The organism is Citrobacter sp. C348 (assembly GCF_047467975.1).
Taxonomy (GTDB): domain Bacteria; phylum Pseudomonadota; class Gammaproteobacteria; order Enterobacterales; family Enterobacteriaceae; genus Citrobacter; species Citrobacter gillenii.
Map to the genome: position 1 here is coordinate 245,922 of NZ_JASJUJ010000002.1, position 12,123 is coordinate 258,044.

The 12,123-nt window shown below is 56.3% G+C and carries 9 protein-coding genes; 6 read left to right on the forward strand and 3 right to left on the reverse strand.

Features of this window, described 5'->3' with window-relative positions; genetic code table 11:
* Positions 1-32: 32 nt before the first annotated feature.
* A complete protein-coding gene (locus tag QNN86_RS05150) occupies positions 33-2,297 on the forward strand; it encodes a hydratase (RefSeq protein WP_414210712.1) in 2,265 nt (754 codons plus the stop codon).
* Positions 2,298-2,390: 93 nt separating this feature from the next.
* On the opposite strand, the gene QNN86_RS05155 is transcribed toward QNN86_RS05150, so the two are convergent.
* Positions 2,391-3,674 (reverse strand): putative acyl-CoA thioester hydrolase, encoded by a 1,284-nt coding sequence (locus QNN86_RS05155; RefSeq protein WP_414210713.1) that lies wholly within the window; start codon positions 3,672-3,674, stop codon positions 2,391-2,393.
* A gap of 223 nt (positions 3,675-3,897) precedes the next feature.
* On the opposite strand from QNN86_RS05155, the gene hutI reads away from it, so the two are divergent.
* From hutI to hutH, 5 genes are all read left to right on the forward strand, one after another.
* On the forward strand, positions 3,898-5,121 hold the full coding sequence (gene hutI / locus QNN86_RS05160; protein WP_414210714.1) for an imidazolonepropionase: 1,224 nt from the start codon (positions 3,898-3,900) through the stop codon (positions 5,119-5,121).
* A complete protein-coding gene (gene hutG, locus QNN86_RS05165) occupies positions 5,118-6,059 on the forward strand; it encodes a formimidoylglutamase (RefSeq protein WP_414210715.1) in 942 nt (313 codons plus the stop codon). Before hutI ends, hutG begins: the two co-directional genes overlap by 4 nt.
* Positions 6,060-6,124: 65 nt before the next feature.
* Positions 6,125-6,850: a histidine utilization repressor gene (locus QNN86_RS05170; protein WP_096757790.1), complete on the forward strand. Its 726-nt coding sequence runs from the start codon at positions 6,125-6,127 to the stop codon at positions 6,848-6,850.
* Positions 6,851-6,985: 135 nt separating this feature from the next.
* Positions 6,986-8,671 carry a urocanate hydratase gene (gene hutU / locus QNN86_RS05175; RefSeq protein ID WP_414210716.1) on the forward strand — a complete coding sequence of 562 codons (1,686 nt, stop codon included), beginning with the start codon at positions 6,986-6,988 and terminating at the stop codon, positions 8,669-8,671.
* Position 8,672: 1 nt separating this feature from the next.
* On the forward strand, positions 8,673-10,193 hold the full coding sequence (hutH, locus tag QNN86_RS05180; protein WP_414210717.1) for a histidine ammonia-lyase: 1,521 nt from the start codon (positions 8,673-8,675) through the stop codon (positions 10,191-10,193).
* A gap of 92 nt (positions 10,194-10,285) precedes the next feature.
* On the opposite strand, the gene QNN86_RS05185 is transcribed toward hutH, so the two are convergent.
* Entirely contained in the window at positions 10,286-10,762 is a 477-nt protein-coding gene (locus QNN86_RS05185; RefSeq protein WP_414210718.1) for a kinase inhibitor, read from the reverse strand.
* A 57-nt stretch (positions 10,763-10,819) separates the two neighbouring features.
* Positions 10,820-12,109, reverse strand: a complete 1,290-nt coding sequence (gene bioA, locus QNN86_RS05190; RefSeq protein WP_153880144.1) for an adenosylmethionine--8-amino-7-oxononanoate transaminase — start codon at positions 12,107-12,109, stop codon at positions 10,820-10,822.
* Positions 12,110-12,123 lie beyond the last annotated feature (14 nt).

Consider the following 12,123-nt stretch of genomic DNA (forward strand, 5'->3'; position numbering starts at 1 on the left):
ATTTGTGCGGGCGTTGTACCATGGAGTATGTGATGATTAAATTATATGAGAAAGGCGTCTTTCTCTCCGAAAACAATGAACTGTTAACCGAGGAACATTGTTCCGGGCATATCGAAAAAGATCACGCGAAAAAAGGGACTATCGCCTGGTCGATTCTGTCGGCACACAATACGTCGGGAGATATGAACAAGCTTAAAATTAAGTTTGACTCATTAGCGTCACACGATATTACCTTTGTCGGCATTATTCAGACAGCGAAAGCCTCAGGCATGGAGCGTTTCCCGTTGCCTTACGTGTTGACCAACTGCCATAACGCATTATGTGCGGTAGGCGGGACCATTAACGGTGACGATCATCTGTTCGGGCTGTCCGCGGCGCAACGCTATGGGGGCATTTTTGTGCCTCCACATATTGCGGTGATCCATCAATATATGCGTGAGATGATGGCCGGCGGCGGAAAAATGATCCTCGGCTCAGACAGCCATACGCGCTATGGCGCACTGGGCACAATGGCAGTCGGTGAAGGTGGCGGCGAGCTGGTCAAGCAACTGTTAAACGATACCTGGGATGTTGATTATCCTGACGTTGTTGCGGTCTATCTGACCGGAAAACCGGCACCTGGCGTGGGGCCGCAGGATGTCGCGCTAGCTATTATCGGCGCGGTGTTTAAAAACGGCTACGTCAAAAATAAAGTGATGGAGTTTGTCGGTCCGGGTATTGCGCAGCTCTCCACGGATTTTCGCAACAGCGTTGATGTGATGACGACAGAAACCACCTGTCTGAGCTCCGTCTGGCAAACGGATGACGAAACCCGCAGTTGGCTGGCGCTACATGGCCGTGAGCAAGACTATCGCCTGCTGAACCCGCAGCCGATGGCGTATTACGATGGCTGTATTTATGTTGATCTGAGCGCCATCAAGCCAATGATCGCGCTGCCTTTCCACCCCAGCAACGTCTATGAAATTGACACCCTCAATGAGAATCTCACCGATATTCTTCGCGGGATCGAAATTGAATCTGCGCGTATCGCGCAAGGGAAAGCCAGCCTCTCACTGCTCGACAAAGTTGAGAATGGGCGTTTAAAAGTACAGCAGGGGATCATTGCCGGGTGCTCGGGCGGCAACTACGAAAACGTGATTGCCGCAGCCAGTGCGCTACGCGGTCAATCCTGCGGTAGCGACACCTTCTCGCTGGCGGTCTACCCCTCATCACAGCCGGTGTTTATGGACTTAGCGAAGAAAGGCGTGGTGGCGGATTTGATGGGCGCGGGCGCCATTATCCGAACTGCGTTCTGTGGCCCTTGCTTCGGCGCGGGTGACACACCAGTCAATAACGGGCTGAGCATTCGCCATACCACACGTAATTTCCCTAACCGCGAAGGCTCGAAGCCGGGCAACGGGCAAATGTCAGCCGTGGCGCTGATGGACGCGCGTTCCATAGCCGCAACGGCGGTAAACGGCGGATTCCTGACCCCGGCAACCGACCTGGACTGTTGGGACGAAATTCCGGCCTATGCATTTGACCCTGCGCCTTATAAAAGTCGTGTGTATCAGGGCTTTGTGAAAGGTGCCACGCAGCAGGCGTTAATCTATGGTCCCAATATTAAAGACTGGCCGGAGCTTGGCGCACTGACTGACAATATTTTGTTGAAGGTCGCCTCGAAAATTCTTGATGAAGTGACGACGACCGACGAGCTGATTCCATCCGGGGAGACGTCGTCCTATCGCTCAAATCCTTTAGGGTTGGCGGAATTTACGCTTTCACGGCGGGATCCCGGTTATGTGGGGAGGAGTAAAGCTACTGCTGAGCTGGAAAAACAGCGACGGGCTGGTGGTGTAAACAGCGCATTGTCACCTATCTTCGACCGTATTCGTCAGATTGCCGGTCAGGAAGATGTTGTGCCACTGGAAACGGGGATTGGCAGCATGATTTATGCCGTCAAACCGGGAGATGGTTCCGCGCGTGAGCAAGCGGCAAGCTGCCAGCGCGTGATTGGTGGGCTGGCGAATATCACCGAGGAATATGCCACCAAGCGTTACCGTTCCAACGTCATCAACTGGGGAATGCTGCCGCTGCAAATGATCGGGAAGCCGTCTTTCGAGGTGGGTGATTATATTTACATTCCCGGTATTCGTCGCGCGCTGGACGCATGCAGTCGCGAGATTACCGCATACGTACTGTATGAGAATGGGTCGGTCAGTGAAATTAGCCTGTATATGGAAAGTCTGACGGCGGAAGAGCGTGAAATCATCAAGGCAGGAAGTTTGATTAACGCGAATAAAGCGCGTTTGATGTAAGGCTTACTGTAGGCCGGATGGCGGTTTTCGTCGCCATCCGGCACATTGCCCGGTGGCGCATGCGCTTACCGGGCCTACATAAGAGAATGACGTTTACTGCTTCGGCTCGGCAACCACTTTGCTACCCACACCGCGGTTGTTGTATTCCCACATGCGGTTAAAGTTGGTGTCGTTCAGGTTACGCTGGATTTCACCTTTGTCGTCTTCCGCACCGGTGTTGCCGGTAAACGGATGCTTACCGATTACGCTGTCACCCCATGGCTTCGCCATGTTAAAGCCTTCGTTGATCACGCTGTCGCGGATCACCACCTGACCGTTGGTGTTAGCATCGACATCCAGTGAGCGGCCTAACTGCGCCACGCCATCACCGGCAGCCGTAAAGCGGCTGTTGACGGCAAGGAAACCGTAATAAATGTTCGACAGCGTGGCAGGTGCGAACACGTAGGCTTCCTGCTGGGTGCGAGAATTGACGACGCGGAAATCGGTGTTTTCGAATACCACCGCGCCGCGACCAGAAACAATATCCACATCGCCTTCAATGTAGCTGTTTGTCACCAGCGTACGCGGTTGACGATCGTTTTCCAGACGGTTTTGTACACCGCTGTTGGTTACGAAGAAGGTGTTCTGACGACCCAGAATGTTGACGTTGTTGATCTGTACTTTATCGCCATCGGTACGCAGAGCAACGGCCGGATGGTTACCTGCATCCACGCTGTCGCCGAGGTTGTTTTCGATGGTCAGGTTCTGTAACTGCAGACCGTTGTTTTGTGACCATACGACCGCAGAACACAGTACGCCAATGTTGGTACCGTGCTTGCTCTGGCAATTATCAAACATATACCACGCAGGTTTACCCGGCATATATTTGCCGCCTGGGTTGACCGTACGACGCCAGTCAGCGGTGCTCATCTCTCCGTCAATTGCCTGGCCAATTTTCACATCAAGCGGTTTTTCGCCCATGCCGTACAGCGTCAGGCTGCCCGTTGCTGCCGGGATATAAACCGTGCCCTGATATTCACCCGGCATGATCGCAATATATTGACGCTTGTTGGTGCGTTTAATGATTGCTGCATCCACCGCCGCCTGAATGGTGGTGTGGGTGACGCCCTGAGTCCCTGCCGGGCCGACAACAAAATCAGGCTGTGCGGGCAGAGAAATCGCAGAAGGGGACCACGGCGCGGTGTTTGGCGTCAGTGCAGAAAAATAATGAGCCGCGACAAAATTGCTGGCTTCATTGGCCGACAGAATCGGGCGCGAGGAGGTGCCTGGCGCGGTCTGGTCGGAAGGAATTTGATCGGGCGAGGTTGCGCTACAGGCGGTCAGCGTCACGCCAAAAGCCATTACCAGCGCCAGACGGGAAACTGATGAAATGTTCACAGGTTGCTCCGGGCTTTGAAATTTATCCATTGAAGCCTGCTTTTTTATACTAAGTTGAGCGAAACGGAAAGGCGAAAAGGTAAAAAGTTGTTTTTTATAGCAGCAATGTCGGATGCAGAACGTCCTGATATCACAATTAAATAACAATTATCGCCCTTCAGGTTGACAACATCCGCAGGATCTCAATAAATGTCTATACAACCTATGACAAGTGGTGAGTGGAATGCAGCAATTTTTCCCTGATGATGCCATCTGGCGTAATGTCCGCCTGGCGACCATGGATCCTGAACGTAATACCCCGTATGGGCTGGTGGACGGTCACGCGCTGATTATTCGACAGGGCAAGATTCGCGCTATCGTGCCTGAATCCTCGTTATACCGCACACATGACAATACCTTTGATATGCAGGGTCGGCTGGTTACGCCAGGTTTGATTGATTGCCACACGCATCTGGTTTTTGGCGGAAATCGTGCAGGCGAGTGGGAGCAGCGGCTGAATGGTGTGTCTTACCAGCAAATCAGCGCCCAGGGGGGGGGCATAAACGCCACCGTGTCGGCGACCCGCCGCGCATCTGACGATCAGCTCCTTGCCGTGGCGCGCGCGCGCATGGAACGGCTGATAAAAGAAGGCGTCACGTTGCTGGAAGTGAAATCAGGCTATGGTCTGGATTTGGCGACAGAAGAGAAAATTTTGCGCGTGGTCTCTGCGCTGGCGGCGGAAAATACCCTTGAAATTAGCCCCACGCTGCTGGCCGCGCACGCGACACCGGCGGAATACCGTGACGATCCTGACGGCTATATTACGCTGGTGTGCGAGACCATTTTGCCGCAGCTGTGGGAACAGGGACTGTTTGAGACTGTCGACCTGTTTTGTGAAAGCGTTGGGTTTAGCCTGGCGCAAAGTGAACGGGTATTTCAGGCCGCTCAGGCGTTGGGCATTCCGGTTAAGGGCCACGTTGAACAGCTGTCGTTGCTCGGTGGCGCGCAGTTGGTAAGTCGCTATCACGGATTATCGGCCGATCATATTGAATATCTTGATGAAGCAGGCGTGGCGGCGATGAGCCAAAGCGGTACGGTCGGGGTGTTGTTGCCCGGCGCTTTTTATTTCCTCAAAGAGCAGCAGCGTCCCCCGGTAGAGCTGTTACGCCAATACCAGGTACCTATGGCGGTGGCGACGGACTTCAACCCCGGCACCAGTCCGTTTATCAGCCTGCACTGGGCGATGAACATGGCCTGCGTGCAGTTTGGTCTTACGCCGGAAGAGGCATGGGCAGGCGTCACCCGTCATGCGGCGCAAGCCCTTGGTCGTCAGGCGACCCATGGGCAATTGAAGGCCGGGTTCGTGGCGGACTTTGTGGTGTGGGACGCCCACCTTCCGGTTGAGATCCTGTATGAACCTGGCCGCAACCCGCTGTATCAACGCGTATTCCGAGGACAACCATCATGAGTCACTGGCATCCCGCATCTCCCGCGCTTTGGCAAGGTCGCGATGATCGCGCTGAGTCACCCAACGCGCTGCGCCTGTTTCAGACCATCACGCTCAGTGCAGCGTTTAGCCCGGAAAACTATCGTGAACAGATAGCGCTGCTGGGATTCGCCTGCGATGAAGGCGTAAAGCGTAATCAGGGACGCACGGGGGCGGCTGGCGCACCTGATGCACTGCGTAAAGCGCTGGCGAATTTAGCCAGCCACCAAGGCCATGACCGGCTGGTGGATCTGGGCAACATTGTGGCGCAAGCCCCCGATCTCGAAGGGGCGCAGCAGGCGTTACGCCATGCGGTACAGCGTTGTCAGCAGGCTGAGATGCGCACTTTCGTGCTGGGGGGCGGGCACGAAACCGCCTTTGCCCACGGTGCAGGTGTGCTGGATGCGTTCCCACGCTTAACCGTGGGCATCGTCAATCTCGATGCCCACCTCGACTTACGCCATGCCGATCGGGCCACCTCCGGTACGCCGTTTCGCCAGTTGGCGCAGCTTTGCGACGCCCAGCAGCGTGAATTTCATTACGCCTGCTTTGGTGTTAACCGGGCGGCTAACACCCAGGCGCTGTGGGATGAAGCGCAGCGGCTTGGGGTTACAGTGGTGGAGGATCTGCACTGTCAAAACGCGCAGGCACAGATGGCGCAGTTTATTTCCAGCGTAGACGTCATCTATCTGACCATCGACCTCGACGTTCTACCGGTCTGGGAAATGCCCGCTGTGTCCGCACCCGCCGCGCTGGGCGTGCCGTTGTCGACGCTGCTGAGGCTGATTGAGCCCCTGTGCCGCTGCGGTAAGCTGCAGGCGGTAGACATGGTTGAATTTAATCCCCGTTTTGACGATGATGGCAACGCGGCGCGCGTTGCGGCGCGTCTTGGCTGGCAAATCGCACACTGGTGGCACTGACGTGTCGAATAGCGTTACGCCGCCATTTTTCTACTCTCATTTTTCAGCGTAAGGAAGGCTAACGCATGCTCCCATCCCACTCCCGTTCTGCCCCGGCACCTTTTTACGAAAAGGTAAAACAGGAGATCAGTGAAAAGATTGCCAGCGGTATCTGGCAACCTCACGATCGCATCCCGTCGGAAGCGGAGTTGGTCGCGCAGTATGGTTTTAGCCGTATGACTATTAATCGGGCGCTGCGTGAGCTTACTGACGAGGGGCTGCTGGTGCGTTTGCAGGGCGTCGGTACGTTTGTCGCCGAGCCGAAAGGTCAGTCCGCGTTGTTTGAAATTCGCAGCATTGCCGATGAAATTATCGCCCGCCAGCATCAGCATCGGTGCGAGGTGCTGAAGCTGGAAAGCACACGAGCGAACGCGCAGCAGGCCACGGCGCTGAACGTTAAAGAAGGTACCTTTATTTATCACTCGATCATGGTGCACTTTGAAAACTCCCTACCTGTACAAATTGAAGATCGCTGCGTCAATGCGGAGATTGTGCCGGAGTACCTGACACAGGATTACAGTCAGACCACGCCGCACGCCTATCTGTCGCTGATCGCCCCGTTGACCGAAGGCGAGCATATTGTCGAAGCGGTTCGCGCCAGCGCGGAAGAGTGCGCGCTGCTGAACATTAAAGAACACGATCCCTGCCTGCTGATCCGTCGCAAGACCTGGTCCGCGTCATCCATTGTCTCTCATGCTCGTTTGCTTTTTCCGGGTTCCCGCTATCGTCTGCAAGGGCGCTTCATGTCCTGAGCCCGACATGAAAACCGTGATTGCTGACGCAATATAATAAAAATGTATCTTAATTGTTAAAACCACCCTTGCGGCAACTTGTATAGACAAGTATATATTATTTATCTATCCGAACGTTCGCGAGGAGTTTCCGTCATGTCTCACAGCAAGTATCGTCAGCAGGATATTCGTGCCCCACGCGGCACCACCTTAACGGCCAAAAGCTGGCTGACCGAAGCGCCGCTGCGCATGTTAATGAACAATCTCGATCCTGATGTGGCGGAAAATCCCCATGAGCTGGTGGTGTACGGCGGGATCGGTCGCGCCGCGCGTGACTGGGAATGCTATGACGCCATCGTCAAGGCGCTGACCAAACTGGAGGCCGATGAAACGCTGCTGGTCCAGTCGGGCAAACCGGTCGGCGTGTTCAAAACTCACGACAACGCGCCGCGCGTGCTGATCGCCAACTCCAACCTCGTCCCGCACTGGGCAACCTGGGAACACTTCAACGAACTGGATGCGAAAGGGCTGGCGATGTACGGTCAGATGACCGCCGGGAGCTGGATTTATATCGGCAGTCAGGGCATCGTGCAGGGGACGTACGAAACCTTCGTTGAAGCTGGACGTCAGCATTATCAGGGTAGCCTGAGCGGACGCTGGGTACTGACTGCCGGTCTTGGCGGCATGGGCGGGGCGCAACCGTTAGCCGCGACGCTGGCGGGCGCCTGTTCGCTGAACATTGAATGTCAGCAAAGCCGCATCGATTTCCGTCTGCGTACCCGCTACGTGGATGAGCAGGCGACATCGCTTGACGACGCGCTGGCGCGTATCGACAAATATACCCGTGAAGGTAAAGCCGTTTCTATTGCGCTGTGTGCGAACGCGGCCGACGTTGTGCCGGAACTGGTTAAACGCGGCGTGCGCCCGGATATGGTTACCGATCAGACCAGCGCCCACGATCCGCTACACGGTTATCTGCCGTCCGGCTGGAGCTGGGAAGAGTACCAGGCAAAAGCGGTATCCGATCCGCAGGGTACGGTGCAGGCGGCGAAACGTTCCATGGCCACACACGTACAGGCGATGCTGGACTTTAGCAAAATGGGCGTACCGACGTTTGATTACGGTAATAACATTCGCCAGATGGCCAAAGAGATGGGCGTAGAAAACGCCTTTGATTTCCCCGGCTTTGTACCCGCCTATATTCGTCCACTGTTCTGTCGCGGCATTGGCCCGTTCCGCTGGGTGGCGCTTTCCGGCGATCCGCAGGATATTTATAAGACCGATGCCAAAGTAAAAGAAATTGTTGCCGACGATAAACACCTGCATCACTGGCTGGATATGGCGCGTGAGCGGATTAACTTCCAGGGCTTGCCGGCGCGTATTTGCTGGGTTGGGCTGGAGTGGCGGCAAAAACTGGGGCTAGCGTTTAACGAAATGGTGCGCAGCGGTGAAGTCTCCGCGCCTATCGTCATTGGACGTGACCATCTGGACTCTGGCTCTGTTGCCAGCCCAAACCGTGAAACCGAAGCCATGCGCGACGGTTCTGACGCCGTGTCCGACTGGCCTTTGCTTAACGCGCTGCTCAATACCGCCAGCGGGGCAACCTGGGTGTCGCTGCACCACGGCGGCGGGGTCGGCATGGGCTTCTCGCAACATGCGGGGATGGTGATTGTGTGTGACGGCACCGATGAAGCCGCCGCGCGTATTGCCCGGGTTCTGCATAACGATCCGGCTACGGGCGTCATGCGTCACGCAGACGCCGGGTATGACATCGCGGTGGAATGTGCCGTTGAACAAGGATTGAATTTACCGATGATTGCCGGGACGCAGGGGAAAGACTGAAATGACTAAGCTTACGTTAACACCAGGTCATCTGAGTTTTACGCAGCTACGGGAAATCTGGCAGCAGCCGGTACAACTGAGTCTGGACCCCAGCGCGGTTGATGCCATCAACGCCAGCGTGGCCTGCGTGAATAATATTGTTGCCGAAGGGCGAACGGCCTACGGCATCAATACAGGATTTGGCCTGCTGGCCCAGACCCGTATCGCCACGGAAGATCTGCAAAATCTTCAGCGCTCACTGGTGCTTTCACATGCTGCTGGCGTTGGCAACGCGCTGGATGATGCCATGGTGCGTCTGATCATGGTGCTGAAAATCAACAGCCTGGCGCGCGGTTTCTCCGGTATTCGCCTGAGCGTGATTGAAGCGTTAATTGCGCTGGTGAACGCCGAAGTTTACCCGCTGATCCCAGCGAAAGGTTCTGTCGGCGCATCGGGCGATCTGGCCCCGCTGGCGCACATGTCGCTGACTTTGCTAGGTGAGGGGAAAGCACGCTGGCAGGGGGAATGGCTCCCGGCGACGCAGGCACTGAAAAAAGCCGGACTGGAGCCGATTACGCTGGAGGCAAAAGAGGGGCTGGCGCTGCTGAACGGGACTCAGGCGTCCACCGCCTTTGCTCTGCGTGGGTTGATTGAAGCCCTGGAGCTGTTTGCTTCAGCGACGGTGTGCGGCGCGCTGACGACCGAAGCGGTGCTGGGCTCACGTCGTCCGTTTGACCCTCGCATTCATGCCGCGCGCGGACAGCGCGGGCAGATTGACGCCGCTATGTTGTATCGTCATGTGCTGACCGACGCCAGTGCGCTGTCGCAATCCCATCATAACTGTGAAAAAGTGCAGGATCCGTATTCCCTGCGCTGTCAGCCGCAGGTGATGGGCGCGTGCCTGACGCAAATGCGCCAGGTGATGGACGTACTGTTAGTTGAAGCCAACGCTGTGTCGGACAACCCGCTGGTGTTTGCCGAAGAAGGGGATGTGATTTCCGGCGGTAACTTCCATGCCGAGCCGGTGGCGATGGCGGCGGATAATCTGGCGCTGGCGATCGCGGAAATTGGTGCGCTATCAGAGCGGCGTATTGCGCTGATGATGGATAAACACATGTCGCAGTTGCCGCCATTCCTGGTCAAAAATGGTGGGGTTAACTCTGGCTTTATGATTGCGCAGGTCACTGCCGCCGCGCTGGCCAGTGAAAACAAAGCGCTGGCACACCCGCACAGCGTAGACAGCCTGCCCACGTCGGCCAACCAGGAAGATCATGTTTCCATGGCACCTGCGGCTGGTCGCCGACTGTGGGAGATGGCGGCAAATACGCGCGGTGTGATAGCCGTGGAGTGGCTGGCGGCCTGTCAGGGGATCGATTTACGTGAAGGACTGACCTCAAGCCCGCTGCTGGAACAGGCGCGTCAGGCCTTGCGCGAACAGGTTTCACATTATACCCAGGACCGTTTTTTCGCTCCGGATATCGAGTGTGCGACCGAGCTGTTAGCGCAAGGAACGCTGTTGAAATTGTTGCCTGAATTTCTGTAGCAAATTGCCTGATGGCGACGCTGATGCGTCTTATCAGGCCTACGGTCTGCCTGGTAGGCCGGATGAGGCGAAGCCGACATCCGGCACTACGCTTAACTGAACATCGCGGTAATTGACGCGCTGGCGAGCGAATGGAAATGGACGTTAAATCCGACCATCGCGCCGCTGGCGCCCTCATCGACATCAAGACGCTCCACATCCAGCGCGTGAACCGTAAAGATATAGCGATGCGTTTCCCCTTTTGGCGGTGCCGCGCCGCCGTAGCCAGCTTTACCAAAGTCCGTGCGCGTTTGCAGCACGCCCTCCGGCAACGCAACCAATCCGGAGCCGTACCCTTGCGGCAGAACCCGGGTATCTGCAGGTAGGTTAACCACCACCCAGTGCCACCAGCCGGAGCCGGTTGGTGCATCAGGATCGTAACAGGTCACGACAAAACTTTTGGTCCCGGCGGGCACATCGTCCCACACCAGATGCGGGGAAATATTGTCCCCGTCATACCCCATGCCGTTTAAAACGTGGCGATGCGGAAGTTTGTCCCCGTCGCGCAGATCGTTACTGATAAGTTTCATGCCGACTCCTCTCGTTAGCCAAAAAGTGTAGCCAGAAAACGCACAGTTTACCGCCGATTAATCGCTAAAAAATGTTGCATTGCGCACGGCGTCGTTCACCGCCTGGGTCAGACGACGCAGTTGTTCGGGCTGGATAATATACGGTGGCATCAGGTAGATAAGCTTGCCAAACGGTCTGACCCATACGCCCTGATCGACAAAGAACTTCTGCAACGCCGCCATTTTCACCGGGTGGGTGGTTTCTATCACGCCGATGGCACCGAGAACGCGCACGTCGGCGACATACGCCGAATCCGCCGCTGGTGCCAGTTCGCGGCGCAGTTGCGCTTCGATTGCAGCCACCTGTGAGCGCCACTCGCCCGACTCCAGCAGAGACAAACTGGCGGAGGCGACGGCACAGGCCAGCGGATTGCCCATAAACGTCGGACCGTGCATAAAGCAGCCCGCTTCGCCGTTACTGATGGTTTCCGCCACCTGGCGAGTGGTCAGGGTGGCAGAAAGGGTCATTGTCCCGCCGGTTAACGCTTTGCCGAGACATAAAATATCCGGCGTAATGTCGGCGTGTTCACAGGCAAATAGCTTACCGGTGCGGCCAAAGCCGGTGGCGATTTCGTCGGCAATCAGCAGAATACCTTCGCGATCGCACATCTTACGGATGCGCTTTAACCACTCGGGATGGTACATGCGCATGCCGCCTGCACCCTGAACGACAGGCTCCAGGATCACTGCCGCAATCTCGTGGCGATGGGCCGCCATCAGACGGGCAAAGGGCACCATATCCAGCTCATCCCACTCGCCGCCCATCCGGCTTTGCGGGGCTGGGGCGAACAGGTTTTCCGGCAGATACCCTTTCCACAGACTGTGCATTGAGTTGTCAGGATCGCAGACCGACATCGCCCCGAAGGTGTCACCGTGATACCCGTTACGGAACGTCAGGAAACGCTGGCGAGATTCGCCTTTTGCCTGCCAGTACTGCAGCGCCATTTTCATCGCTACTTCCACGGCAACGGAGCCTGAGTCCGCGAGGAAAACGCATTCCAGTGGTTCTGGCGTCATGGCAACCAGCTGGCGGCACAGTGCAATGGCCGGGGCATGGGTAATGCCGCCAAACATCACGTGTGACATGGCGTCGATTTGCGTTTTCATCGCGGCGTTCAGCTGCGGGTGATTGTAACCGTGGATCGCCGCCCACCAGGACGACATCCCGTCAATCAGTCTCTCGCCGCTGGCTAAAATCAGTTCACAACCTTCAGCGCGCGCTACCGGATACACCGGCAGTGGGGAGGTCATCGAGGTGTAAGGGTGCCAGATATGGCGTTGGTCAAAGGCAAGATCGTCCGTTGTCATAATCGACTTGTAAA

Coding starts and splice junctions, on each gene's coding strand:
- QNN86_RS05150 (WP_414210712.1), top strand. CDS start 33: ATGATTAAATTATATGAGAAAGGCGTCTTTCTCTCCGAAAACAATGAA.
- hutI (WP_414210714.1), top strand. CDS start 3,898: ATGCAGCAATTTTTCCCTGATGATGCCATCTGGCGTAATGTCCGCCTG.
- hutG (WP_414210715.1), top strand. CDS start 5,118: ATGAGTCACTGGCATCCCGCATCTCCCGCGCTTTGGCAAGGTCGCGAT.
- QNN86_RS05170 (WP_096757790.1), top strand. CDS start 6,125: ATGCTCCCATCCCACTCCCGTTCTGCCCCGGCACCTTTTTACGAAAAG.
- hutU (WP_414210716.1), top strand. CDS start 6,986: ATGTCTCACAGCAAGTATCGTCAGCAGGATATTCGTGCCCCACGCGGC.
- hutH (WP_414210717.1), top strand. CDS start 8,673: ATGACTAAGCTTACGTTAACACCAGGTCATCTGAGTTTTACGCAGCTA.
- QNN86_RS05185 (WP_414210718.1), bottom strand. CDS start 10,762: ATGAAACTTATCAGTAACGATCTGCGCGACGGGGACAAACTTCCGCAT.
- bioA (WP_153880144.1), bottom strand. CDS start 12,109: ATGACAACGGACGATCTTGCCTTTGACCAACGCCATATCTGGCACCCT.